Below are 25573 nucleotides of genomic sequence, written 5' to 3'. Positions count from 1 at the left end.
ATCCGCCCTTAAGGATAAAGTAAATATTTCTTACGCATCTTTTTATATTCACTCAGCCCTGGCTCCCACGACGCACGTATTTCTGCTTCAGATTTACCATCAATGATTTGTTGGCGAAATAAACCAGAGCCGATCTGTATTTCAATATTATTCATCTCCTTACTTAATTTCGAATTGAAAAATTTTTCTTTATGAGGATGCGCTTTATACAATTCCATAATCCATTTCAAATTAATCTTTCCGCTCTTGCGCAATTGCTCCACATCATAATTACGTAAATCCAAACCATAACAAACCTGGTTCATAAAAATAGGCGTTTCTGACATGCCTTTAATGGAGCGCGGCGTGAAAGAAAATGAATATTTCCCTTTAAGTTCGGGACTACCAAGAACGGTAAATGGAAATTGCGTACCACGGCCATGATTCAAATAAATCCCCTCAAACATACAAGTAGACGGATAAAGCATAATTGCCTGCTGCGTATTTAAATTTGGTGATGGCTTTACCGGCAACACATAAGGCATATCATGCGTATAATTGGCAACTTTTATAATCTTCAATTTGCATTTCACTTTATTAGTTAGCCAGCCTTCGCCGTTGGCCATTTGTGCAAACTCAGCGACCGTCAAACCATGCGACATTGGCAATGGGAACATTCCAATACCCGATTTATATTTCATATCCAATACAGGCCCATCAATCAGGTAAGCATTAGGATTAGGGCGATCCAGTATCAGCATTTCTTTGTCGCTTTCGGAGCAAGCTTCCATCAAACGGGACAATGCATTGATATTTGTATAAAAACGTACACCCACATCCTGCAAGTCATAAATCAGCACATCTATATCAGCCATATCCTGTTTGCTGGGTTTGTTCTTACCACCATACAGTGATATTATTGGAATACCCGTCTCTCGATCTTTTTCATCCTTTACTTTTACACCAGCACTGGCGTTACCGCGAAAGCCATGTTCTGGTCCAAATACTTTTACAATATTTATACCCAAAGACTGAAGGCTATCTACCAAATGTTTCTTACCGATAATGGTTGTAGGATTTGCCATAACCGCTACCCTTTTACCTTTCAGATAATCCACATATAAATTAGTTTGATCAGCACCGGTAGTAATTGATGCCTGCGCTTTCGGATCTTTTTCATTCAAGTGCCCGGTAAAACCGCTTAATATGGTTACAATTAAAAACAAATAAAATAACTTCATAACATGGATTTAAAATCAAAGATAATATTCACAAAGGCTTTATAGAACTATATTTCGATTATAATAATGATGATACTTAACGCTTCGAATCTGTTCGCTTATTCAACATAAAATTAAATCCCGGCCTACTTTGTAAAGGTATAAGCCCACCATATCAATACAATTTGCAAAGGTAACCGCACAATAGTCATCCAAAATTTTGTATTTTTTGAAGCTTTATAATTTAGCATCATTTGAATATTAGCAGGGAAAATTAATATTAATAAAAGGATAATTCCCCACGCCGCAAAACTTTGTAAAAAAGGAATTAATAACAGTAATCCTAGTACTATTTCAAAAATACCACTAATGATTACTACCTGTTTATGCCATTTCACCCACGGCGGCATTATTTTCTCATACGTCCGTGGATGCCAAAAATGATTGACTCCAGCTAATACATATAAAAGAGACATCATATACAATGAAATATGCTGCATTACTTAAAGATAGCCAGCAATATTTAATAAGAGAATGCATAAGATCAAAAAATATCAGATGCAGTTGCTTCATATCAATAACCACAAAAAGAAAACTACATTTGTAGGATAAAATAGCTATATGAACAAACAAGAAGTCTACATTATTTCTGCTATTCGCACACCTATGGGAAGTTTTGGCGGAGCCTTAAAAGATTTTTCAGCAACACAACTGGGATCTATCGCTATAAAAGCCGCAGTTGAAAAAGCCGGCATTCAGCCACATCAAATAGATGAAGTATTGATGGGATGCGTGTTACAGGCTAATTTGGGACAAGCTCCCGCAAGACAAGCAGCAAAATTTGCGGGTTTGCCAAATGAAGTAAATTGTACCACCGTTAATAAAGTTTGTGCTAGTGGCATGAAATCTATTGCGCAGGGCGCACAAAGTATTTTGTTGGGAGATGCACAAATCGTTGTGGCAGGCGGTATGGAAAGCATGAGCAATGTACCTTTTTATGTGGGCAATTTAAGATGGGGAAATAAATATGGTAATACGAACTTAATTGACGGCCTTGCTAAAGACGGACTTACCGATGTATATGATGGAAATGCAATGGGCATTGCAGCCGAACTTTGCGCCAGCGAATGCAATATCAGTCGCGAAGCGCAGGATGCTTTTGCTATCGAAAGTTATCAGCGCAGCCAGGCGGCATGGAATGAAGGAAAATTTAATAATGAAATAACACCGGTGACCATTCCTCAAAGAAAAGGTGAACCCATCATTTTTGATAAAGATGAAGAACCCTTCAATGTAAAATTTGATAAGATACCCGCTTTAAACCCTGCATTTAAAAAAGATGGAACAGTAACAGCCGCTAACGCAAGCACAATGAATGATGGCGCAGCGGCATTGATATTAATGAGCCGGGCAAAGGCAGAAGAACTCGACTTAAAACCTATTGCTAAAATTTTGTCATACGCAGATGCAGAGCAGGCGCCCGAATGGTTTACCACTACCCCATCCATTGCAATACCTAAAGCAATTGCCAAAGCCGGCGTAAAAATGGAGGATATTGATTTTTGGGAATTGAATGAAGCATTCAGTGTTGTGGGTATTGAAAATACAAAACGCCTTAAACTTGATCCTGCAAAAGTAAATGTGAACGGTGGCGCGGTTTCGCTGGGCCATCCTTTAGAGCCAGCGGCGCAAGGATTATCGTAACGCTGATCCATATTTTACAACAGCAAAAAGCTACATATGGCGCTGCCGGAATTTGCAATGGCGGCGGAGGTGCCAGCGCTATGATCATTGAAAAATTATAAATATTATTATGACAGATTCTAAACAACGTTTCTCCAACCGCGTTGCAGATTATATAAAATACAGGCCGAAGTATCCGGCTGAAGTTATTGACATTCTTGAAAAAGAAATTGGTTTGAAACAAGAATCTATTGTTGCTGACATTGGCGCTGGCACTGGTTTTCTTACAGAATTATTTTTAAAGAACGGAAATGCCACTTACGCTATCGAGCCCAACGAAGCCATGCGTGAAGCATGCAATGAAATATACGGAAGCTATCAAAACTTAACTATAGTTTCCGGTTCGGCGGAAGATTCAGGCCTTCCTAATAATAGTATTGATATCATCATTGCCGGGCAAGCTTTTCATTGGTTCGATCAGGTTAATACTAAAAAAGAGTTTGAGAGAATCCTTAAACCAAACGGACATATTGTTTTAATATGGAACGCCAGAAAAGACGAACTGCCTTTCACAGGTGGGTACGAAAATATTCTTTCCAGTAATATCCCGGAATATAAAGCTCTTGATCATCGAAATGTAGACGATGCCGCTATTACAACTTTTTTTATTCCAAAGAAAATGAAGAAAAAGTTATTCCCAATAGTCAAAACTTCGATTGGGAGGGATTTAAAGGCAGAGTGCTCTCATCTTCATACGTTCCAGTTTCTGGCCCGATTCATGAAAAGATCATGAACGAAATAAAAGTATTGTTTGATCAACACCAGCAAAATGGCGAGGTAATATTTCAATATGATACTTTGATTTACTGGAGCGATTAGTTGAAATTGATGTAAGAATTTAGACACACTTCAGTTCCATATCCTGCCAGTATTTACTATACAAATTATTGCCGCATATGCTAATTCCGCGTGATTACCAAAAGCTGTAATTTCGCCATTTTCCAAAAGATAAATCCTGTCGCAAAATGATTTAAGCACATGCAGGCGATGTGTTATAAATACAATACCGATTTGTTCTTTTAATTTGCTTAGCAGTTTTAATATAAATTGCTCACTATCTCTGTCCATCGCAGCAGTAGCTTCATCCAGAATTAGCAATTGTGGCTTTTTATATAAAGCCCTTGCCAACGCAATCATTTGCTTTTGTCCACCCGAAAGACTGATTCCACCTTCGCCAACCATGGTCATAAACGACTGTGGCAACCCGTCAATATATACGGCAAAGCCATACTCTTTCAAAAACTGAAGTACATGATTCGTATCATTAACAGCATCTTCAAAAGCTATATTTTCAAGCACCGTTCCGTTAAAAATATGTATTTCCTGCGGTACAGATTTTACAATACTTCGCCATTCTGAAATTTTAATCTGTGATAATTGTAAGGTTTGGTTAACCATAATATTCCCACTTTCAAATGCATAGTTTTTTTGTAACAATTGCGCAATGGTACTTTTACCACAACCATTTTCTCCCATAAGCGCTACAACTTCTCCTTTTTTTACATTGAAAGAAATATTGTGAAACAAAGGACGGCGGCCGGCAAACCTAAAAGAAAGATTTCGAACAGAAAGGATTTCAAAATTTAATTCACCTGCCACACCATTATCGTCTTCCGATGTGTTTGAAGTAAATTCAAACATCCTATCAAAAGCAATTTTGGCTTCATTTACAGGTATCATTATCAATGCAAGATTGGCTACCGATGGTAACATGGTGCCGCACATTGATAAAATAGCAATCAACTCTCCGGTTTTCATTTTGTTGTTCAACACTTCATTACTACAATAAGCCAAGATGCCTATCAAAAAGATAAGGCCAAAAACGTTAATCATAAAAGACAGCCTGATTTGAAAACCGCCAAGATTGTAAACTGCATCCTGATATTTTTTATATACGACGTTATTTGCGTCTGCAAACAAGTGCTGATTATTATTGCCTTTAATAGCTTCTATTCCCTGCAATGTAGAAATATAATTAGCTTCTGCTCCGGCATAAGTTACCATCACATTTTTTTGTTTGGAAATGATGGCTGTATTATTCTTATAAATCAATACAAACAGCAACGGCATTACCAGCAGGCAAATAAGCCCTGCTGGTACCGAGTATGTAAATACAAAAACAAGGGATACCATTGCAGCCAGAATATCTATCATCATATTCCCCGCCAACTGGCTTATTACTCGCTGGATGCGTGTGGTATCATTCAGCCGGGCTGTTAAATCGCCAATTTTTCGCATATCAAAAAATGGCTTGGGAAGCCTGAGCAAATGACCAAAAAAGAAATCAATAATACGGAGATTAAAACCCTTTGCCTGCTTTATTAAAAAATGCTGCCGCAGAAACGACAGACCTTCTTTTACCAATAGCAACAAAAAAACCAGTACAATGCCGAGGTATAATTTCTCAAAATTTCTTTTGGGTAGAATATCGTCAATAAGCCGTTGCGAAAAAATGGCCATAGCCAAACCTAATGCTGCTACTGCGATGCCCAAAAATGCAGCAATACCTAACAACGGAAAATCTTCTTTTACAAGGTTGATAACCCATTGCTTTTTTGCTTTTTTGCATCAGATGCTTTTACGAAATCTTTATCCGGTTCTAAAGTAAGGCAGGTTTTGGATTGCCAGATTTTTTCTAATTCTTCTTTGGTATAATATACAATGCCTTTGGCAGGATCGCCGATAAGGAAGACCTCGTCCTCATGAATTCCATAACACACCACATAGTGTTGCATGTTGTCGTCAACAGTTACATGCAAAATACAGGGCTTGCCGTGTTCAATAAGTGCATCAATATCTGCTTCGCAACCTTCGGCGGTAAAGCCCAAATTGTTTGCGGCCTGATACAAGCCTAGCAAAGTAGTTCCTGTGGTGTTAGTGCCGCTTAGGTTTCGTAAAGTTTCAAACGTATTATTGCCGCTGTAGTATTTTATAAGAGACAAAAGGCAGGCTACGCCGCAGTCGGACTGATCCTGCTGCAAAACGAATGACTTTTGAATATGTTTTTGTGTTTGCATAAGCCTCATCCACCATTTAATTTATAGCTTTTACAATCGCTTCTATTTTTACTTCGCCGGTATATTTTTTTATGAGGCGGTTGTTGGTATCATAAATAAAAATAGTAGGTACCGTATTAGCCCCAAATATGTTGCGCATTATATTATCCTTATCATTTACCAATTTTATAAACGGGTAAGATGAAAGATGATAAGTGCTGTCAAACTTTTTCAACTCGTTTATAGGCTGCACAGATGCCAGCAAAAAGTTTGCATGTTTCAACTGATCGGTATGTTTGATAATCTGCTCTGTTTCGTATTGGCAGTGCTCGCAACCGGTATTGAAATAGATAACCACCGTGCTTTTATTTTTTGATAAAGAATCGTTGGCAAAAACAATATTGTTTAAAGTATAAAAAGTAAAAGCAGGTAGCTTGGCAATCCGCTCTTCCGTATTAGCTTTTTTATTGATGGTGCTTATTATTTTGTAGCCCAAAAACCCGACAACGATTAGCAGCAATAATATGATAAGCCTTTTTACCAAACGCATAATTATGAAATTTGAAGCGTTATAAATACCACCACCAGCACCCAGATAAACAGGCCGATTAAGTATGGAATGCAAAAACGTTGAAAGGCTACGGATTTTGACACATTAAACTGAATGGCGTATAAAGATGCGCCCACCCAGCAGAAGAGTACTTCCCAAATATTGATGGTTTGTAAAGGGTAGATGGCCCATTGGGGAAGCTCTTTTATATTATATAAATTAGCCAAAGAACCAGGCATGAAACTGAAATCATATAAATCTTCTGCGTCCATAAAAAAAGAAAACGCAATAAACTTAATAAAAAGCATTAAAAGAAAAACGACTTCGGCCTTTAAGCAGACATTTAAACTACCACGAGCACTCATGTTCCCACCTAATAATGTCAATATAGAAATTGCCAAAGAATTATACCCCACCTTTATAAGTAGTAACGCTGGTAAAAAAATAGTACAACTAATTGTTTTCTTTGTTGTTTTTCGTATATGTTCGCAATTGTCTCAAAAGATAGTCGGTCAGCAAAGCTATTATAAAATAGAGTTTCAGAAAAGAAAAAATAGTTAACCGAATACGTGATGGTTATAAGAAAAAAACATATAACAATAAAAAAGAGCCAAAATCGAATTTGAAGGAGTTCTTTAAAAAGTATATGCAATCCAAACTATTTTTATTTTTTAAAATAAATATCTTGAAAGTACCTAATAGTAAAAAAGGGTATCAAAACTTTCCATATCTCAGATCTCTTTATGTGTCCCAAGTAAACCAACCTTTCGCCATCTACGATTGTGCGGTAAATTAAAACATAAGCCATTATAGAAACAAAAAAATAGAAAGATCCCAAATAAGTTGTCCAAATTAAAAACGGAATGGGTAAAGAAATCAATAAGTAATATGTAAAAAGTTTCATTTTTATAGTCTATTTAATAATAATAAAAATATGGCATTCGCAGTTATGCGAATGCCACTTAAGTTCATCTATTAATTTCTTGCAGCACAGTTAGCAGCAACAGCTATTGCTGTAGCCGGCACAAAGTATGTAGTAGCCATTAAAGCCAACGAAACCCACCCGTGATTAGCATAAGCATCGTTAAAGCAATCTAAAGTCCCTTGTCCAGAAATCCTTCTTCCACCCTCAATCCCTTCCATCCAATTCATTTCAATCTTTTTCATAATTAACAATTTAGATGTTTTCCTCCCCTGCCTGTCGCCGTGGGGCGGTTGTTCAGCGTCCTGGTTTTGTTGCGCTAAGGAATACGCTGCTTTGCTTTTTCTTTGTGTGCAAATGCTAATACCACGCAATTGTAGCTACTAATTATTTTAATGAAATTGAATAGGAAATTTTGATGTTAATTTCTCAAGCATTGTATTATAGGTTATATTTTTTTAGGTTAGCTAAGGTGTTCAATTGCTAATATAGTATTTTTTTAAATCAAAACAATAATAATCCTTTTTTATTCGTAGTTATTGTTACCATTTATTATCTCATTAGTTTTGAGCATTCGCGGGCCTTATTATTTTCTACGCCTTAACTCGTTTAACGAAATTATAAAATGTACTTCTATAAAACCGAAGCCAGAAACACACTCAAGCTGGCTCTTCCCATAATTTTCGGGGAGCTGGCGCAAATGAGCTTGCACCTGATTGACACAGCGATGATCGGCTATACCGGCTATAAACAGTTGGCCGCTGCTGCGCTGGTTTTAAACGTTATCAATATTCCTTTCATATTTGGTATTGGCATTACTATTTCCGTGGCTCAAATGGTTTCTTTAGCACATGGTAAATTTGACAAGCAACTGGTTTCACATTATTTCTACAATGGCTTCTGGCTTTGTACTGTCTTTGGAATTCTTATTTCACTTGGCTTATTTTTTGGACGTAATATTTTATGGCATCTGAAGCAAGACCCCGAAGTGGTTGAACTTGCAATGCCATTTATGACGCTCATGAGCATCTCCATCATTCCAATGGTATTATTTATGACCTTGAAACAATTCGCTGATGGACTACAATATACCAAAACTGCAATGACCTTGTCTATTGTTGCTATCCCTTTAAATGTCTTTTTAAACTGGTTATTGATTTATGGTAATTGGGGTTTTCCGCGTCTGGAATTGGTCGGTGCGGGATATGCAACAATTATTACACGTACAGCTATTTTTATAGCGCTTGGCATTGTTATACTCAATCATAAAGTATTTAAAAAATATATCTCAGTTTCAAAAAGTCAGTGGAGAATTAAAAAAGATACTTTATCGCAACTTTTAAAGATCGGCATTCCAAGCAGCCTGCAAATTGGTATGGAAGCTGGCGCATTTGCCGTATCGGGTATTTTGGTTGGGACGATCGGGGCGGCTCCACAGGCAGCGCACCAGATAGCGTTGAGCTGCGCGGCTTTTGCTTTTATGGTATCGCTTGGTTTGTCACAGGCAGGTTCTATTCGTGTAAGTCATGCGTTTGGGAGTACTAATTGGAAAAGAATATCTGTGATTGGTAAAAGCACCGTTGTGCTTGCCTTAATTTATGGTGCTATATGTTTTGTACTTTTCATTTTATTTCGCCAGCAGCTGCCGCTGCTATTTAATCACGAAGAAAAAGTAATTAGCATCGCGCCGGTTTACTTCTTTTTGCAGCAGCATTTCAAATACCCGATGCCATACAAGCTACAAGCGCTGGTCTTTTGCGTGGCATTAAAGATGTTAACACGCCGACGCTTTTCATCTTTATCGCCTACTGGATATTGGGTATTCCTTTAGGTTACTTATTGGCATTTCACTTTGGTATGGCTGAAAAAGGAGTTTGGGTTGGATTTATCAGCGGCTTGAGTTTCTCTGCTATTTTTCTCACATTAAGGTTTCTTAAAAAAACAAAACAGCACCTGTAAAGGTGCTGCTGTAAGTCTCCATAAAGCAAATTCTATTTGTTAATGATCACTCTATGAGGTATTGGAGCTTCAATACCATTTGCGTCCCAGGCATTTTTTACTAATTCCTGAACGCCAAAAAGGACGTCCCAATAATCAGCCTGCGTAGTGTAAGGCCTGATTGCTAAAACTACCATACCGTTAGCAATTTCCAATACGCTGACTTCAGGCGATGGAGTGTCCAGAACTTTGGGGTGTGTTTTCATAGCTGCAACGGCCACTTGTCGTGCTTTTTCAATATCTATATCCAACGCGATAGCATCTTTACATCGACTCTTAGATTGCCATGCGTTGTATAATTACTAATAGTTCCGGTAGATAGCGGACCATTTGGTAAAATGACTGTCTTGTTATCTGGTGTAAGAATAATCGTGTTAAAAATTCCCTGCTCAAGTACGGTACCTATCTGGGTTTGTGCTTCAATCAGATCGCCAACTTTAAACGGCTTAAATAATAACATCATTACACCTCCGGCAAAGTTGCCCATTGATCCGTTTAAAGCAGCGCCAATACCAAGTCCTACACCCGCTAATATGGCAGCGAAAGAGGTGATCTCCATTCCGATTTTTTGGAATACAGCAAGCAGAAGCAAAACAGTAAGTAATCCGCGAAGTAAGGAAGATAAAAAGGTTTTTAACGATGGATCATAATTGTGCCTTGTAAGCATTCTTTCGATTGCACCTGATAATTTCTTTATGATCCAGGAACCAACGAGATAAATAAGAATAGCGCCAATCAATTTGGGTGCATATTCGATAGCCATGTCTTTGGCTTTAGCGAGCAGATAGGACGCCTGGTTGGTGGCGTTCTCTAATTGTAGTAGTATCATGAGCGGCTTAATTTTTTCTAAAAATAGAAATTAGAAAAGCCGCGCTTTTATGGTTTTCGATGAATTGGCAAAATTGAAACACCAATCCACATACTTATTCGATGAACTTGTTTAGACTTTTTAATAAAACACATAGATACATTGTATTTACTTCGTTTGAGTTATATAGTATCCGCCTCAGGCGGACATAGCTTCCGGTAAATGAACGATTATGTGTTTTTATGTTTCCTGTTTAACCTATGTATCTAATGTGGTGAAAATAAGTTTAAACAAGATCGATAAATAAAAATGTTTAAACAATAAAATCTTCTCTTAATGGCGTAAATGTATCTACTAATACGCCAGCTTCTTTGCAAACACATCCATGCAATATATTTGGTGGAACAAAATAACCGTCGCCTTTGGAAAGCATTCTCACTTCGTCGCCTATTAATTCAAACTGGCCGCTTTCTACATAACTTACCTGCACATGCGGATGCTGGTGCACAGCTCCTACTGCGCCTTCCTGAAACCTTACCTTTACCATCATGATCTTATCATCGTAACCAAAAAGCTGACGCTCAACACCATTTCCCAAATCTTGCCAGGGAATATCTTTGTTTATCTGAAAGAAAATATTGTTCATGCCGCTAAGATAGAAAGGAATGTGATTCAAAGTTTCAGGTTTCGGGTTTCATGTTTCATGTTTCAAAAAATCCCGTTAATCTTATCATCCTATAAATCCTGGTTCGGACATTGGCGTAGAATACGCAGGCTGCCATATAATCGGGACGATAAAAAGTGCGACGCAACTAAGATGCCACCTATTCAACAGCAGGGTTAATAAAAATATTCAGCAAAAAATGAAAAAACTGCACCTAATCTGACAATCTGACCTTTTAAGAATGACGGTACCAAATTTGATGAAAAAGAGAAAAAAATTATTATATATATGGTTCAGGAAAAAGGTACTATATCGATTCACACAGAGAATATCTTTCCCATCATTAAAAAGTTTTTATACAGCGATCATGAAATTTTTCTTCGTGAATTGGTTTCCAATGCGGTTGATGCTACTCAAAAAGCCAAACGCCTCGTTTCATTGGGGCAATTCAATGGTGAGCTGGGCGATCCACTAGTGCAAATAAAATTAGATAAAGAAGCCAAAACCATTACTATTTCCGATAACGGGATTGGAATGACGGCGGAAGAAATCAAAAAATATATTAACCAGGTGGCTTTTTCGGGAGCCAGCGAATTTTTGGAAAAGTTTAAAGAAGCCAAAGATGCAAATGAAATTATCGGCCAATTTGGTCTGGGATTTTACTCTGCCTTTATGGTTGCCAATAAAGTTGAAATTCAAACTTTAAGTTATCAGCAAGGTGCTGAACCTGCACAATGGATTTGTGACGGAAGTACAACATTTGAATTAAGCGAAGGCAGCCGCAGCGAGCGTGGAACAGATATTATTCTTTATATTAATGATGAGAATACAGATTTTCTGGAAGAATATAAACTGCAATCTATTTTAGATAAGTATGCCAAATTTCTTCCGGTACCGGTGCAATTTGGAACTAAAAAAGAAAGCGAACCTGACGGAGAAGATGAAGAAGGCAAGCCAAAATATAAAGAAGTTGAGGTTCCCAATATTATCAATACAGTAAAACCTATCTGGACGAAAGCTCCGTCGGAACTGAAAGACGAAGATTATTTAAGTTTTTATAAAGAGTTGTATCCTTTTAGCGAAGATCCTTTGTTTTGGATTCATTTAAATGTTGATTATCCTTTCAATCTTACGGGTGTATTGTATTTTCCTAAAATCAAAAATGATGTGGAAATACAGCGCAATAAAATAAAACTGTTCAGTCGCCAGGTATTTATTACAGATGATGTAAAAGATATTGTTCCTGAATTTTTGATGTTGTTGCATGGCGTTATTGACTCGCCGGATATTCCGTTGAACGTGTCGCGTTCGTTTTTACAAGCCGATGGAAATGTAAAAAGATCAATGCACACATCACTAAAAAAGTAGCAGACAAATTATCTGAATTATTTAAAGCCGATAGAAAAAGCTATGAAGAAAAGTGGAACGACATTGGTGTGTTTGTTAAATATGGCATTGTAAGCGAACCAAAATTTGCCGATCGTGCCAAAGATTTTGTGTTGCTTGGCAATGTTAAGAAAGAGTTTTCTACATTGGCTGAATACAGCGAAAAAGTAGCCGCAGCACAAACTGATAAAGACGGAAATGTTATTTATCTGTATTCGAATAATGCGGATAAACAACACGGTTATATCAGCGCAGCTGAGAAAAAGGGTTATGATGTATTGTTGCTGGATGGCCCGCTGGATAATCACTTTGTGAGTCACCTGGAACGTGATTTGGAGAAAACGCAGATCAAACGTGTAGACGCTGATGTGATTGATAAGCTCATCGATAAAGATGAAAAAATAGATAGCGTTTTAAGTGAAGAACAAACAAAAAATCTTGAAACAGTTTTTAAAGAAGCCATTACTAAACCTGGCATGGAAGTGAGCGTTGAAAACCTTTCTGCTGATGCAATGCCAGTAACGGTTACAATGGATGAATTTATGCGCCGCATGAAAGATATGGCTGCAATGGGTGGCGGCATGAGCTTTTATGGCTCGATGCCCGATAAATACAAAGTAGCGGTGAACGCCAATCATCCTTTAGCTACAAAAATTCTTTCAGAAAGCAATAGCGATGCACAAAAAGCATTGGCGCAACAGGCTTTCGATCTGGCTTTATTAGCGCAAGGAATGTTGACTGGTGCGGAGCTAACTTCTTTTGTGGAAAGAAGTGTGAAGATGATTTGAGATTGCTGATTTGATATAAAAAAGCCGGGTTGTACCCGGTTTTTTATATCAATAATTTTTAAAAAGGTGCTTTAAAAAATTTATTTCATACGGGCGAGTACAAACCAAAAGCTTGATTTAACTGATTAACGTTGTTCACTTTGGTATTCGTTGCCTTCGTTGAGCGAAATATAATTAAATTAAAATAGCCGAACATTGTTGGCTTGCTCAACATCTGCCATTCTTTTTGTTGGATCAATTTCAATTTGAGAAATTTCAGACAATTTTAAATCAGTATTAATGGTATAAGTCGGGCTTGTCCAATGCCATGCAGGATGCTCTGTTCTTTTTATCGGGCCTTCGGCGGGTTTACTTCCATACATTAAATCCAATGGAATATGATGAAGTTCCTGACTACCATTTTTTGTAGTTATAACAAGATCAATTGGCATTGGCATCAAGTCCTCATTTCGTAAACGGATATTCGTTTTACCATTTTGTTCCCATACGCTGTCAATCGCATAATCAATGGTTTTGGTACTATTTACCCAAAACTCCTGGTACCAGTCCAATTTCAATCCACTTACTTTTTCGCTTAAACGAATCAAATCATTAATGTTAGGATGTTTGAACTTCCATTTCGTATCATATTCCAACAATACTTTGTCGCGCACCTGCGCCCCTACTATATAACCCAACTGCTCCATAAAAATAGAGCCTTTAGAATAGCTCGCCACGCTATATGCATAATTGGTATTGAAATGATCGGCATGTGTATTTAAAGGTTCTTCCAATCCGCTACGCACCAAACCAAAATAAGAAAGATAACTATCTTTTTGGGGAAAGAAGCTGTATCGCCCTTAAGCCAGGCATCGGTTCTTTGTTCGGCATAGGTTGTGAAACCCTCGTCCATCCACGGATACATGCTTTCATTAGTTGCAATCACACCCTGATACCAGCTATGAAACCATTCATGCAACCAGGCACCCGGACTGGCTAATAAAGTCGCCATTGGATATTCCATACCACCATCACCGCCAGTTATAAATGAATATTGTTTATACGGATAAGCACCAAAAGTCTTCTTCATAAAAGGGTAGGCTTTTTCAGCCAGCGTTAAAATGTTCTCCCATTCTTCCGGTCCTTTACCGGCTTATATAAAAGATGCAATGTAATGCCGTCTATTATTTTTTTAGATTGATGAATAAACTCCGGATCGGCAGCCCACATAAAATCGTGTACATTATCTGCGGTAAATTTCCAGGTAAGTTTTTCGGTTTTGGGTTTGTTAACTTTTACTCCGGCAGCTTCATAACCATACCCTATTTCATTAGCATTTTTCAGGTAACCAGTTCCGCCTAAAATATACTTACTGTCAATCTTAATATTCACATCAAAAGTTCCAAAAGGCCCGTAAAACTCACGCCCCACATAAGGTGTAGGATGCCAGCCTTCTTTGTCATAAGCACAAATACGCGGATACCATTGGCTCATAGAATAGCGAACTTTTGTCGTTGGATTATCGCGCCCGCTACGCCTGATCTGCAAAGGAACCTGCGCTTCAAATTCCATATCAAAAGTCACTTTTTGTCCGGGTAATATCGCTTTAGTAAGCGGCACCATTAATATGGTTTCCTGTTCTTCAAACTTTTGCGGAACGCCATTCAGCTTCAGCGATTTTATCTTTTGATAACCTATTTCATCTGGCTTCAAATTTTGAATACGATCTTTTACACGCGGATCCCAATCGGGTCTTCCTCCAATATTGACAGTGCCCTGGCGGCGGCTGCGGTTATCCATCATACTTCCCGGTTGAAAAGCATTCCAGTATAAATGATAAAAAACCTTTTTTAATGTATCCGGTGAATTGTTCCAATATTCTAATTTCTGTATTCCGGCAAAGCGATTCGTTTCCACATTCATATCAATATCCATCGCATACTTAACCTGCTGTTGCCAGTAACCGTTTTGCGAAAAAGATAAAGTAGAAAATAAAACTGCTGCCGTAAATGCAAACATTCTTTTAATCATAATAATATCCTTAAACATGAAATGATAAGTACAAATATAAGCGGATGTGCTTTAACACGACAAAAGCCGCATGATTAGCGACTTTATCTTTATTATTTTATCAACATAGTGCATTTGTCATCTTTGTTGCGTCGCACTCTTGTACTTTTGCACTTAGCTCAACCTATATATTCTTCGCAAACACCGGAAGCTTCGCATTCGGCTATTTACATTTGACTCCTTCGGAGTCGATAACACAATATTATGCACCTTCCACAACAATCACAATTTCGCCCTTTACTGTTTTTTGAGAAAAATATTCAGCTACTTCCTGCAAAGTGCCACGTTTATTCTCTTCAAACATTTTGGTGAGTTCACGGCTTACGCTACAGCGCCTTTCTACTCCAAAATATTGCGCCAAATCGCTCAATGTTTTTACCAATCGCATAGGCGATTCATAAAAGATCATGGTCCGTTCTTCTTGCTTTAATTTTTCCAACATTGTGTGGCGGCCTTTTTCTGAGGAAGAAATCCTTCAAAACAAAAACTGTTAGTGGGTAAGCCGCTGTTGACAAGTGCAGGCACAAATGCTGTTGCGCCTGGCAGACTTTGCACTTCAATATCATTCTGCACGCAGGCACGAACTAATAAAAATGCAGGATCAGAAATGCCGGGCGTTCCCGCGTCGGTTACCAATGCCATTGTTTTTCCGGCTGATAATTGCTGTACTAAATGCTCTACAATTTTATGTTCGTTGTGCTGATGATACGGAGAAAGTGGTTTGGATATCTGATAGTGATTGAGTAAATGCGATGTAGTGCGCGTGTCTTCCGCCAAAATAACATCAACTTCTTTAAGCACTTCCAAAGCCCTTAATGTAATATCTTTTAAATTACCAATAGGTGTGGGAACGAGATAGAGCATGGAGAAGAAGTTGAGAGTTGACAGTTGTTAGATGACAGCCGTGTATGATGTACGGTTGACGATATACGTTTACTTTTTGAGACGTGCATCGTACATCTAATATCGTACATTGTTGAGCTACGTTCTACAGCACAAGAGTGCGACGCAAGACCGATGCCATATATTCTACAGCCGGGTCAATAAAAAATCTACAATACAGTTACTTCAAAATATTCCATTACAGCATTAGCCAGTAATTTTTTGGCTGCCTCTTCTCCTACCGCTTTGGCTGCTTCGGCATTTTCCGCATCAACCTGCAACGTGATATTTTTGCCTACGCGAACATCTGAAACATTCTTTAATCCCAGATTTTCTAATCCACCTTTTACGGCTTTTCCCTGCGGATCTAATAACTCTTTTAAAGGCATTATAACTACCTGAACTGTATAAGACATAATTAAACTTTATTCGGCTTAAACATCAAAGATACGAGAACATAAGCCACAAATATTACCGGAACGGCTAACCATTTTAAAAAATAATGGACAAAATAGCGATTAGTAATAATATGAATTTATCTGTATTGCTTTTTACACTGAAATTTTTGAACTTCAAACTAATTAACGGAATGTTGGAGACCATTAAAAAAGAAACAACAGCTATTATTCCATACAGAACGTAAGGATTATGCAGCCACTGCTCTACATTTCCGGTATTATTATTTAAAACAAACGGCAAAGACGCTATTGCTAAACCAGCGGCCGGTGTTGGTACTCCTTTGAAATAAAATATTTGTTCTTTATCGAGATTAAATTTTGCCAGCCTCCAAACCGCGCAACAAGGCAATAAAATTGCAGGAAGCAAATACCAGATATTTTCAACCGGCATACTATTTTTTGTAAGCGCTAATTGTAATAAACGATACATGATCATTCCCGGCGCTACACCAAAAGTGACTGCATCGGCCAAAGAGTCAAGCTGCGCGCCCATTTCGGAAGTTGCGTTGAATAATCTTGCTACAAATCCATCTAAAAAATCAACAACAGCTGCTAAAAAATATAGACACCGGCGATCATCAATCCCATCGAAAACAAACCAGGTTCGCTTGTAAACAGCAATCCATCATCTTTAAAAATATAAATGATGGCGATGCAGCCAAACACAAGGTTTAGTAAAGTAAAAAGATTGGGGATTTGTTTCATGTTGAATAAGTCAATGGTCAATGGTCAATGGTCAATAGCATAATTGCCTATTAACCATTCACTATTCACCGCTTCATTAATCTCTCAATATCATCTGCTTCGATCGGAATATTTTTCATTAAATCGATGTTACCGTTTTTTGTAAGCCAGAAATTATTTTCAATGCGGATGCCCATGTTTTCTTCTTCAATATAAATTCCGGGTTCAATCGTTAATAACATGCCGGCTTTTAAAGGCGTGCGAAAAGGACCTAAATCATGCACATCTACACCTAAATGATGCGAAATGCCATGATAAGTATATTTTCTGTATGCCCTGTTTTGAGGGTCTTCATTTTTTATATCAGCTTTTGTAAGCAATCCTATTTTTATATATTGCTTTGTCAGCTCGTCGCCTACTTTTTCATGATAATCGGCAATAGTTATCCCCGGCTTTAAAATGCTTGCAGCATACCGATGCACGTGCAAACAGGCGTTGTAAACTTCTTTTTGTCGCTTTGTAAATTTACCATTTACCGGAACGGTGCGCGTAAGATCGGCATTATAACCACCGTACTCAGCGCCAAAGTCCATTAGTATTAATTCACCATCCTTACATTGGTTGTTATTGAAAATATAATGCAGCACACGTGCGTTATCGCCGCTGGCAATAATGCTGTTGTAGCCCTCGCCTGTAGCGCGCTGGCTTAAAAACGAATGGGCAATTTCTGCTTCAATTTCATGTTCCCAAACACCGGGTTTAATAAACTGCAGCAACCTGCGAAAAGCATTTTCAGTAATATCAATTGCCTTCTGCACCACTTCAACTTCATAAGGTGTTTTTACAGCGCGTAATTCATGCAAAATGGGCGCAGCCCGTAAACAATGGTGTAACGGGTAGCGTTCCTGAATATGTTTTATGTAACGTGTCTGTGCGGTTTCCAGCCACGAACCCTTACGATCGTGTTCGTTAGAATCAAGATAAACATTTTCCGCAGCATGCATCCATGCCTGAAACAATGCAGGCAAAGCGTCTAACAAACTATTGTTTTAATACCGTTGATAGCTGTGGCTTCGGATGCTTTTAACCGTTTACCATCCCATTTTTCTTTTACTTCGTTTGGACGAACTAATACCAGCACTTCGCGATATTTTGGATCGGGATTGTCTGGAAAAAGAATCAGCATAGATTCTTCCTGGCGAATGCCCGTTAACCAGAAAAGTGAACTGCTGGGTTTATATTTATATAATGCATCGGCATTGTGAGGTATTTCATCATTCGCAACAAAAATAGCGATGGAATTTTTCTGCATTTTCTTTACAAAACGATCCCGGTTGTTAATGAACAATTTAGGATTTAATGGCAGGTATTTCATTTAAGATGTCTGATTTGATATTATGCTGCAAACTTAACACTTACAATAGTACCTGACACCAAATTAATTGTAAAATATAAAAGAGATGGTAAAATGCAATTTGCAATATTAACGAGCAGCCAGGATATATAATAAAATGGTGGATTACCCGATAGAAGCGAAAAGCGACGCTTGGATCCGTCACCTGGCAGAGGGTTAGTTAATAGCTGATAGTAGCTTTGATGCTGACAACCCCTAAAATAATCCGTAAAGTGTGGAATCTATTTTAGCAATGATTTCTCCAAGATGTTCTTCATTCTCACCAAACTTATTCTTGTCTACATCGATTACTAATAACGGACCTTCTTTATAAGCGCCGATCCATTTATTGTAAAATTCGTTCAGGCGTTTTAAATAATCGAGGCGAATATTTTCTTCGTATTCCCTTCCTCGTTTTTGTATTTGTCCTACTAGAGTAGGCACAGAAGCATTTAGATAAATAAGCAAATCTGGTGGCTTAACCATTTTTTTAAGTGTTTGAAAGAACTCAAAATAATTATCAAAATCACGTTTGCTCATCAAGCCCATTTCGTGCAGATTGGGTGCAAAAATATTGGCATCTTCATAAATGGTACGGTCTTGAATAATCGTTTCAGTTCCATTTTGAATATCAAGCAACTGTTTTAAACGGCGTGTAAAAAGTAAACCTGAAGATTAAAACTCCAACGAGGCATGTCCTCGTAAAAGTCCATTAAATAAGGATTGTGATCAACATCTTCAAAATTGGGGATCCATTTATAATGCTTTGCCAACATTTGAGTCAATGTAGTTTTTCCGGCGCCGATGTTTCCGGCTATAGCAATATGTTTGGGTTTCAATTTTGACTTCGCCATTGTGCAAGTGTGCTTAATGCTATAAGCCTTGACTTATAAGCAAGATGTTTAAAGCTTGAAAATAGTAACTCTTTTCTTAATGTTCTAAAAATATTTTAAGCCCATCGCTTTACGCACTTCACTAATTGTTCTATCTGCACTTTCGGCCGCTTTTTGAGCGCCTACTTTTAAAATAATATTAAGATCTGCTGTATTTGCGCGAATGTCGCTGGCTCTTTGTCGTATGGGAGCAATATATTTCACCATATCTTCAGCGAGTTGCTTCTTCATATCACCGTATCTGATATTACAGTTGTTGTAATCTGCTTCAAATTTTTCGATCACATCTTGTTGGCTTACCAATTTCATCAAGTCGAAAACATTTTCAATGTAATCAGGTTTAGCACTGTTCGATTCTGTAGGACCTGCGTCGGTTTTGGCTTTCATTATTTTTTTACGGATCAATTCATCATCATCCGATAAATAAATAGTAGCGTACTGATTTTCGCTTTTACTCATTTTTCCAGCACCGTCAAGACTGGGAACTTTTAATAATTGTGCTCCAAAATTAAAAGCTTTCGCTTCTGGAAAAACATCGCCATACCTATGGTTGAAACGATTGGCAAATGTGCGTGTCATTTCAAGATGTTGCTCCTGATCTTTACCGACAGGAACCAACTTGGCGCGATGTATCAATATATCAGCTGCCATTAAAACAGGGTATGTCAGCAATCCGGCATTTACATTCTCTGGTTGTAAACGTACTTTATCTTTAAAGGTTGTTGTTTTTTCCAACTCACCTTTATATGCCATCATATTAAGAAACAAATAGAGTTCTGCAGTTTGGGGTAAATCGCTTTGGCAATATAAGATCACTTTATTTGGATCTAAACCACATGCCAGATATTCTGAAACAACATGCAGTACATTTTCTTTAAGTTCTTTTGTATCAGGGTGGGTTGTAAGCGAATGAAGATTAGCTATAAAAAATAGCAATTATATTCATCCTGCATTTTTACGTAATTGCGCAAAGCACCAAAATAATTACCCAAATGCAAATTACCGGTAGGACGCACGCCACTTACCACAATTTCTTTTTCGTTGCTCATAGAGCGCGAAGATAAAAGGTAATTTGAGAATTTATGTTTCTATGCAGGAAGCTTTTTTAATGCCTTCCTCAAAAATCATGGTTGAAAGAAACTGTTATTGGAGTTGTTTAAACTTATTTTTCACCACATAGTAACATAGATCTTACGATAAACAGGAGACATAAATACACATAATCGTTATTTGCCGGAGGCTATGTTCCGCCTTCGGCGGATGTTATATATCCTAAAACGAAGCAAATGCTATGTATCTATGTGTTTTATTCAAAAAGTTTAAACAAGTTCATTATTAAAACTTAGTAAAATCCCAATTTCCGCGATAGATTCTTGAACGCAACTTATCGGCGTCATCATCATTAAATGTTTCTCTTCTGGGATTCCAGTTAAGCGGGCGTTGCAACAAATAAGCAATGTTCATGGCATTACACACACTTGCGGTTCGATGTCCGATTTCTACATCACAAATAGGCTTGCTACGTTTCTTTACTGCATCAATCCAATCCTGATAATGATCATCACTTTTATATACGTGTTTATCAGTTGCCTTAATATCAAGATTGACTATATTTTCAGGTTTCGACCTTAAAAAGCTTCGGCTCACTTCCAGGGTTCCTTCATCGCCGATAAATTGAATTGCATTCCCTTCACCCCATTTAGTATGCGTAACTTTTATTCCATTATCATACTCAAAATAGCAACCCGTTGTTGCAGGTGTAGACGGCGGAACAAAGCGAACAGGTCCTGAATGATCTTTATCTAATGCCCACTGCACAATGTCGAACATGTGCGCGCCCCAATCAGTAACATATCCTCCGCCAAAATTCCGGTATTCACGCCACAGCGCCCACTCAGTTGCTCCAATCGGATTAGCCAAAACGGGACTATATCCATTGTAAGCCGAAGGGCCAATCCACATATCCCAATCAATATAATCAGGAGCATCAACTATAGGGAAATCATTTTCCTTTGGTGGTGGTCCAACAGATACATTAACTTCTTTTACATTTCCAATGTAGCCATTCCTGATAAGTTCAACCGCTTTTCTAAACGAAGCCCAGGAACGCTGCATGCTGCCGGTTTGAAAAACACGTTTGTGTTTCCGTGTTGCGTCCACCATTGCACGACCCTCCGCAATAGTTAAGGATAAAGGTTTTTCACAATATATATCCTTACCGGCTTTAGCTGCATCAACTACTATTTGTGCATGCCAATGATCGGGTGTTGCAATTACTACCGCATCAATGTCCTTACGATCTAAGAGCTCCCGGTACATAGCATAGCCTTTCACCGCCGTTTTTACTTTTGACTCATTTTCCTTTTCAGCATGACCAACGAAACGCTCCAGTTTTCTTTTGTCTACATCACATGCAGCGAGCACAATTGTTTCTTTACATTTATTGATATTTCCCAACAGTCCAAGACTTTGACGCCCCAGGCCTATATAACCTAGCGCAATCCGATCACTTGGAGCAACATAACCTTTTCCACCTAAAACATTTCTCGGAATAATGGTAAAAGCAGCTACACCCATTGCAGTTTGGGATAAGAATTTCTTTCTATTCATATGCTATTTGAATTAAGTAAGTTTTATAACAATCGTGGGCAAAATCAATATCGAATGAAATCGGTTACAATAATAACAAATATTATTATGTTCTTCATCAAAAGCAACGGAAAGAATATGAATTTTTTATTGAATCGGCAGTAAATATGTAGCATCGGTCTTGCGTCGCACTTTTTATCAGCAGAGTATACCTCATCCAACATATTCGGCGCAATTGCGTGAATCAGGATTCGATTAGTGAATTAACAGGAACACCTATTGCATTTCTTTAATCAAAAATTAAAATTCCAACAAAGCTATCATAATTAAAAAAATCCCCGTTTTAACAACGGGGATATACAAAATAAATATCAGTACTTTTTAGTGAACAGAAACAGACACTTTCACAGCCATTAAAGACCGGATCGTATTTGCAATACCTTCAGCATCGTAACCACATTCGCGATGTAATTCTTTTGGCGTGCCATGTTCTACTAATCTGTCGGGTATACCTAATATCTTAATCTCATTTTTATAACCGTGCTGCGCCATAAACTCTAATATCGCCGTTCCAAAACCGCCTACAACTGTTCCATCTTCAACGGTTATTATTTTATCATAATTACTCAAAGCCTCATGTAGCAATGCTTCATCTAAAGGCTTTGCAAAGCGCATATCATAATGTGCCGGATTTAATCCATCATGCTTAACATCTCGAATAGCCGCCGCTGCAAAATTCCCCGGATGGCCGAAAGAAAGAATCGCAATACTCTGCCCGTCTTTCAATTTTCTGCCTTTTCCAATTTCAACTTGTTGCATCGGTGTTTGCCATTCAGGCATCATTCCTTCACCACGCGGATAACGTATTATAAAAGGAAACTGAGTTGATTCTAACTGCGCCGTGTACATCAAATTACGCAATTCTGCTTCGTTCATCGGCGAGCTTACAATCATATTTGGAATGCAACGGAAATAAGCAATATCATAACAACCATGATGGGTTGGACCATCATCACCAACTAGCCCGGCTCTGTCAAGACAAAGAACCACAGGCAATTTTTGAATCGCAATATCATGCACCACCTGGTCATACGCTCTTTGCATGAAAGAAGAATAGATATTACAAAATACTCTCAACCCTTGAGTAGCCATACCGGCGCTTAATGTAGCTGCGTGTTGTTCGCAAATACCTACATCGAAAGCTCTGTCCGGCATTTCTTCCATCATGTATTTTAGTGAAGAACCTGAAGGCATGGCCGGCGTTATACCAAATATTTTATCATTCTGCTTAGCAAGCTCAATAATGGTTTTGCCAAATACATCCTGGTATTTAGGTGCCTGTGGTGTATCAAATTTCTTTTTATAAATCTCGCCGGTTACTTTATCAAAAAGGCCAGGTGCGTGCCACTTGGTTTGATCTTTTTCAGCCAGCGCATATCCTTTCCCTTTTGTTGTAATAATATGTAGGATCTTGGGACCGGGAATACTTTTCAGGTCATTTAACGTATCAACCAGCTTGCTAATATTATGTCCGTCGATTGGGCCAAAATAACGCAGCTTTAGTGCTTCAAATAAATTAGCGCTACTGCTTACCATTCCTTTAATGCCTTCGGTAAGTTTATGCGCCATGCTGCGGCTAAACTTTTTACCTACAGGCAACTTACCCAACGCCTTCCATACATCATCTTTTATTTTATTGTAGGTTGGAGAAATAGTAATATCTGTCAGATATTCTTTTAATGCACCAACGTTGGGGTCGATACCGATGCCGTTATCATTTAAAACGATCAGCATGTCTGTGTTAGCTACGCCAGCATGATTCATCGCTTCAAAAGCCATACCCGCAGTCATTGAACCATCCCCAATAACTGCAACTACTTTACGATCTTCTTCTCCTTTATATTTAGCAGCCATGGCCATTCCTAAAGCTGCAGAAATTGATGTGGACGAATGCCCTACTCCAAAAGTATCATACTCACTCTCTGACCTTTTAGGGAAACCGCTTAACCCTTTATACTTTCTGTTGGTTTCAAAATTGTCTTTTCTACCAGTAATTATTTTATGTCCGTAAGCTTGATGGCCTACGTCCCAAACCAACTGATCGTAAGGAGTGTTGTAAACATAATGCAAAGCAGTTGTTAACTCCACTACGCCAAGACTGGCAGCAAAATGTCCCCCATGAACGCTTACCACATCAATAATATATTGCCTGAGTTCTTCACAAAACTCATGTAACTGTTCCATCGGGATCTTTTTCAAATCCTCAGGATTATTGACATTTTGTAGTAGTGGACCTGGCGTAATAGTCATTCAGAGATATAATTATGAAGCAAAAGTAAGTTGAAAAGTTGAAAAGTTCACAAGTTGACAGGTTTATAGGAAACTCCTCTTATCAGCACTTCAACTTATAAACCTATCAACTTGCAAACCCGTTCATAAGTATTGCAAACCACTGATAATTTATAAATAAAATCTTTCCTTTGAATACTTAGATTTGTGTATGATCCTTGGTAAAAAACATTACTGGCTTCTTCAGCTATTTGGCTGGGGTTGTTTCTTTTTGTGGCATATTTTTGGAGCCTGGTCTGTAGACCGACTGAACATCCCCGAAGAACGCCTGATCATTATTCAACGAGCGGCTGGCTTTGCCCTCCTTGGCCTTGTTATGACACATTTCCTGCGCATTGCAATTTTAAAAATGGGGGTGTTTAACAAGAAAATATCTGTCCAAATAGCATTAATTCTGCTGCTAATGTTGTTAACCTCTTTTTTGACAGGAATTATTGAGTTGATTGTTTATAAACGACTCGGACTTATTATTAAAGCTGAGAAAATGATTTTTAATAAATCATTACTCCTCATGATATTGAATAATGCACTAGCCTGGGTTATATTTTTCACACCATGGAGCGCAATTTACTTTGTATATCATTATATAATTGCAGCACAGAAAGAGCAAATTGATACTCTCAAGCTAAAATCTCATATCAAAGAATTAGAATTAAAAACAATAAAGACACATATTAATCCGCATTTTATATTCAATGCTTTGAACGGCATTCGAGCAATGGTTGATGAAAATCCCCAAAGAGCCAGAACAGCTATTACCGAATTGAGCAATATCCTGCGAAGCAGTATCAATATTGATAAGTCGGAAACCGTGCCGCTGACAGATGAATTAAATATCATAAAAGATTATCTTGCATTAGAGCAAATGCGTTTTGAAGACCGGTTGGTTATTGAATATGAAATCGATGAAAAAACTACTGGACAACCAGTGCCACCAATGATGCTTCAAATGCTGGTAGAAAATGCCATTAAACATGGCATCAGCGAGGAAGTAAACGGAGGTGTGGTAAAGTTAATATCGGAAATGGATGATCATATTTTAGTGCTTACTGTAGAAAATACCGGGAAACTAAAAGAACAACAACAAGGCGGAGGTTTTGGAATTAAAAGTATTCTTGAACGACTGAAATTGATGTATGGAGATAATGCTGATTTTGAGATTTTACAATCTTCACCAAACAAAGTTACTGCTCGTTTAAAACTTCCATTGATTTTATAACTA

At 38.0% G+C, this 25573-nt stretch carries 24 protein-coding genes and 5 pseudogenes; 5 read left to right on the top strand and 24 right to left on the bottom strand.

The genetic code is table 11. The annotated features are described in order from the left end of the window. Positions 1–8: 8 nt before the first annotated feature. Together MKP09_RS09590 and MKP09_RS09585 are read right to left on the bottom strand one after the other, a co-directional pair. Positions 9–1220 carry an exo-beta-N-acetylmuramidase NamZ family protein gene (locus MKP09_RS09590; RefSeq protein ID WP_240827498.1) on the bottom strand — a complete coding sequence of 404 codons (1212 nt, stop codon included), beginning with the start codon at positions 1218–1220 and terminating at the stop codon, positions 9–11. Between the two features lie 125 nt (positions 1221–1345). Next, positions 1346–1699: a DoxX family protein gene (locus tag MKP09_RS09585; RefSeq protein ID WP_240827497.1), complete on the bottom strand. Its 354-nt coding sequence runs from the start codon at positions 1697–1699 to the stop codon at positions 1346–1348. Positions 1700–1820: 121 nt separating this feature from the next. On the opposite strand from MKP09_RS09585, the pseudogene MKP09_RS09580 reads away from it, so the two are divergent. Continuing rightward, positions 1821–3004 (top strand): annotated as a pseudogene (locus MKP09_RS09580) (thiolase family protein). 8 nt (positions 3005–3012) lie between these two features. Next, a complete protein-coding gene (locus tag MKP09_RS09570; protein ID WP_240827495.1) occupies positions 3013–3675 on the top strand; it encodes a class I SAM-dependent methyltransferase in 663 nt (220 codons plus the stop codon). Between the two features lie 116 nt (positions 3676–3791). Here the strand turns inward: MKP09_RS09570 and MKP09_RS09565 are convergent, their stop codons facing one another. The 5 genes from MKP09_RS09565 to MKP09_RS09545 form a co-directional block, all read right to left on the bottom strand. Then, a complete protein-coding gene (locus MKP09_RS09565; RefSeq protein ID WP_240827494.1) occupies positions 3792–5456 on the bottom strand; it encodes a peptidase domain-containing ABC transporter in 1665 nt (554 codons plus the stop codon). 14 nt (positions 5457–5470) lie between these two features. Next, a complete protein-coding gene (locus MKP09_RS09560) occupies positions 5471–5959 on the bottom strand; it encodes a cysteine peptidase family C39 domain-containing protein (protein ID WP_240827493.1) in 489 nt (162 codons plus the stop codon). A 16-nt stretch (positions 5960–5975) separates the two neighbouring features. Next, the gene (locus MKP09_RS09555; RefSeq protein WP_240827492.1) at positions 5976–6488 is read right to left on the bottom strand and encodes a peroxiredoxin family protein; all 513 of its coding nucleotides are present in this window, start codon (positions 6486–6488) and stop codon (positions 5976–5978) included. A 2-nt stretch (positions 6489–6490) separates the two neighbouring features. Beyond that, entirely contained in the window at positions 6491–6889 is a 399-nt protein-coding gene (locus tag MKP09_RS09550; RefSeq protein WP_240827491.1) for a hypothetical protein, read from the bottom strand. Between the two features lie 574 nt (positions 6890–7463). Next, positions 7464–7784 carry a hypothetical protein gene (locus MKP09_RS09545; protein ID WP_240827490.1) on the bottom strand — a complete coding sequence of 107 codons (321 nt, stop codon included), beginning with the start codon at positions 7782–7784 and terminating at the stop codon, positions 7464–7466. 251 nt (positions 7785–8035) lie between these two features. Here MKP09_RS09545 and MKP09_RS09540 point away from each other — a divergent pair. Continuing rightward, positions 8036–9369, top strand: a pseudogene (locus MKP09_RS09540) (MATE family efflux transporter). A gap of 32 nt (positions 9370–9401) precedes the next feature. Here MKP09_RS09540 and MKP09_RS09530 read toward each other — a convergent pair. The 3 genes from MKP09_RS09530 to MKP09_RS09520 form a co-directional block, all read right to left on the bottom strand. Further along, the gene (locus MKP09_RS09530; RefSeq protein ID WP_240827488.1) at positions 9402–9659 is read right to left on the bottom strand and encodes a mechanosensitive ion channel family protein; all 258 of its coding nucleotides are present in this window, start codon (positions 9657–9659) and stop codon (positions 9402–9404) included. Further along, a complete protein-coding gene (locus MKP09_RS09525; protein WP_240827487.1) occupies positions 9650–10237 on the bottom strand; it encodes a mechanosensitive ion channel family protein in 588 nt (195 codons plus the stop codon). The genes MKP09_RS09530 and MKP09_RS09525 overlap by 10 nt, the downstream gene beginning before the upstream one ends. A gap of 292 nt (positions 10238–10529) precedes the next feature. Continuing rightward, complete coding sequence (locus tag MKP09_RS09520) at positions 10530–10892, bottom strand: cupin domain-containing protein (protein ID WP_240827486.1); 363 nt, start codon at positions 10890–10892, stop codon at positions 10530–10532. A 276-nt stretch (positions 10893–11168) separates the two neighbouring features. On the opposite strand from MKP09_RS09520, the pseudogene htpG reads away from it, so the two are divergent. Continuing rightward, positions 11169–13054 (top strand): annotated as a pseudogene (gene htpG, locus MKP09_RS09515) (molecular chaperone HtpG). Positions 13055–13233: 179 nt separating this feature from the next. Here the strand turns inward: htpG and MKP09_RS09510 are convergent. The 14 genes and pseudogenes from MKP09_RS09510 to dxs form a co-directional block, all read right to left on the bottom strand. Further along, complete coding sequence (locus MKP09_RS09510) at positions 13234–13842, bottom strand: hypothetical protein (protein WP_240827485.1); 609 nt, start codon at positions 13840–13842, stop codon at positions 13234–13236. Beyond that, positions 13812–14123: a hypothetical protein gene (locus tag MKP09_RS09505; RefSeq protein ID WP_240827482.1), complete on the bottom strand. Its 312-nt coding sequence runs from the start codon at positions 14121–14123 to the stop codon at positions 13812–13814. The genes MKP09_RS09510 and MKP09_RS09505 overlap by 31 nt, the downstream gene beginning before the upstream one ends. A 26-nt stretch (positions 14124–14149) precedes the next feature. Beyond that, complete coding sequence (locus tag MKP09_RS09500; protein ID WP_240827481.1) at positions 14150–15064, bottom strand: gluzincin family metallopeptidase; 915 nt, start codon at positions 15062–15064, stop codon at positions 14150–14152. A gap of 241 nt (positions 15065–15305) precedes the next feature. After that, complete coding sequence (locus MKP09_RS09495; protein ID WP_240827473.1) at positions 15306–15545, bottom strand: hypothetical protein; 240 nt, start codon at positions 15543–15545, stop codon at positions 15306–15308. Continuing rightward, a complete protein-coding gene (gene rsmI, locus MKP09_RS09490) occupies positions 15530–15967 on the bottom strand; it encodes a 16S rRNA (cytidine(1402)-2'-O)-methyltransferase (RefSeq protein ID WP_240827472.1) in 438 nt (145 codons plus the stop codon). The genes MKP09_RS09495 and rsmI overlap by 16 nt, the downstream gene beginning before the upstream one ends. Positions 15968–16155: 188 nt before the next feature. After that, entirely contained in the window at positions 16156–16401 is a 246-nt protein-coding gene (gene purS, locus MKP09_RS09485) for a phosphoribosylformylglycinamidine synthase subunit PurS (protein ID WP_240827471.1), read from the bottom strand. Positions 16402–16477: 76 nt separating this feature from the next. Further along, positions 16478–17026 (bottom strand): CDP-alcohol phosphatidyltransferase family protein, encoded by a 549-nt coding sequence (locus MKP09_RS09480; protein ID WP_317235283.1) that lies wholly within the window; start codon positions 17024–17026, stop codon positions 16478–16480. After that, a complete protein-coding gene (locus MKP09_RS09470; protein ID WP_240827469.1) occupies positions 16996–17148 on the bottom strand; it encodes a hypothetical protein in 153 nt (50 codons plus the stop codon). The genes MKP09_RS09480 and MKP09_RS09470 overlap by 31 nt, the downstream gene beginning before the upstream one ends. A 65-nt stretch (positions 17149–17213) precedes the next feature. Further along, a complete protein-coding gene (locus tag MKP09_RS09465) occupies positions 17214–18167 on the bottom strand; it encodes a M24 family metallopeptidase (protein ID WP_240827468.1) in 954 nt (317 codons plus the stop codon). Further along, a complete protein-coding gene (locus MKP09_RS09460; RefSeq protein ID WP_240827467.1) occupies positions 18161–18502 on the bottom strand; it encodes an aminopeptidase P N-terminal domain-containing protein in 342 nt (113 codons plus the stop codon). Before MKP09_RS09460 ends, MKP09_RS09465 begins: the two co-directional genes overlap by 7 nt. A 234-nt stretch (positions 18503–18736) precedes the next feature. Further along, positions 18737–19296, bottom strand: a pseudogene (locus MKP09_RS09455) (deoxynucleoside kinase). Between the two features lie 162 nt (positions 19297–19458). After that, positions 19459–20462, bottom strand: a pseudogene (trpS, locus tag MKP09_RS09450) (tryptophan--tRNA ligase). A 286-nt stretch (positions 20463–20748) separates the two neighbouring features. After that, positions 20749–22023 carry a Gfo/Idh/MocA family protein gene (locus tag MKP09_RS09445; RefSeq protein WP_240827466.1) on the bottom strand — a complete coding sequence of 425 codons (1275 nt, stop codon included), beginning with the start codon at positions 22021–22023 and terminating at the stop codon, positions 20749–20751. A 360-nt stretch (positions 22024–22383) separates the two neighbouring features. Continuing rightward, positions 22384–24312, bottom strand: a complete 1929-nt coding sequence (dxs, locus tag MKP09_RS09440) for a 1-deoxy-D-xylulose-5-phosphate synthase (RefSeq protein WP_262915178.1) — start codon at positions 24310–24312, stop codon at positions 22384–22386. A 190-nt stretch (positions 24313–24502) separates the two neighbouring features. On the opposite strand from dxs, the gene MKP09_RS09435 reads away from it, so the two are divergent. Then, positions 24503–25570, top strand: coding sequence for a sensor histidine kinase (locus MKP09_RS09435; RefSeq protein WP_240827464.1), 1068 nt, complete (start codon positions 24503–24505; stop codon positions 25568–25570). Positions 25571–25573: the final 3 nt, after the last annotated feature.

The organism is Paraniabella ginsengisoli (assembly GCF_022513635.1).
In the GTDB taxonomy this organism is placed as follows: domain Bacteria; phylum Bacteroidota; class Bacteroidia; order Chitinophagales; family Chitinophagaceae; genus Niabella; species Niabella ginsengisoli.
The sequence above is the reverse complement of the archived record's forward strand: the minus strand, read 5'-3'. Positions and strand labels throughout refer to the sequence as shown.

Bases quoted from the DNA above. Each gene is read 5' to 3' on its own strand.
- MKP09_RS09590 (WP_240827498.1), bottom strand. From the start codon at position 1,220: ATGAAGTTATTTTATTTGTTTTTAATTGTAACCATATTAAGCGGTTTT.
- MKP09_RS09585 (WP_240827497.1), bottom strand. From the start codon at position 1,699: ATGCAGCATATTTCATTGTATATGATGTCTCTTTTATATGTATTAGCT.
- MKP09_RS09570 (WP_240827495.1), top strand. From the start codon at position 3,013: ATGACAGATTCTAAACAACGTTTCTCCAACCGCGTTGCAGATTATATA.
- MKP09_RS09560 (WP_240827493.1), bottom strand. From the start codon at position 5,959: ATGCAAACACAAAAACATATTCAAAAGTCATTCGTTTTGCAGCAGGAT.
- MKP09_RS09555 (WP_240827492.1), bottom strand. From the start codon at position 6,488: ATGCGTTTGGTAAAAAGGCTTATCATATTATTGCTGCTAATCGTTGTC.
- MKP09_RS09525 (WP_240827487.1), bottom strand. From the start codon at position 10,237: ATGATACTACTACAATTAGAGAACGCCACCAACCAGGCGTCCTATCTG.
- MKP09_RS09505 (WP_240827482.1), bottom strand. From the start codon at position 14,123: ATGAAGAAGACTTTTGGTGCTTATCCGTATAAACAATATTCATTTATA.
- MKP09_RS09500 (WP_240827481.1), bottom strand. From the start codon at position 15,064: ATGATTAAAAGAATGTTTGCATTTACGGCAGCAGTTTTATTTTCTACT.
- MKP09_RS09495 (WP_240827473.1), bottom strand. From the start codon at position 15,545: ATGTTGGAAAAATTAAAGCAAGAAGAACGGACCATGATCTTTTATGAA.
- rsmI (WP_240827472.1), bottom strand. From the start codon at position 15,967: ATGCTCTATCTCGTTCCCACACCTATTGGTAATTTAAAAGATATTACA.
- purS (WP_240827471.1), bottom strand. From the start codon at position 16,401: ATGTCTTATACAGTTCAGGTAGTTATAATGCCTTTAAAAGAGTTATTA.
- MKP09_RS09470 (WP_240827469.1), bottom strand. From the start codon at position 17,148: ATGAAACAAATCCCCAATCTTTTTACTTTACTAAACCTTGTGTTTGGC.
- MKP09_RS09460 (WP_240827467.1), bottom strand. From the start codon at position 18,502: ATGAAATACCTGCCATTAAATCCTAAATTGTTCATTAACAACCGGGAT.
- MKP09_RS09445 (WP_240827466.1), bottom strand. From the start codon at position 22,023: ATGAATAGAAAGAAATTCTTATCCCAAACTGCAATGGGTGTAGCTGCT.
- dxs (WP_262915178.1), bottom strand. From the start codon at position 24,312: ATGACTATTACGCCAGGTCCACTACTACAAAATGTCAATAATCCTGAG.
- MKP09_RS09435 (WP_240827464.1), top strand. From the start codon at position 24,503: ATGATCCTTGGTAAAAAACATTACTGGCTTCTTCAGCTATTTGGCTGG.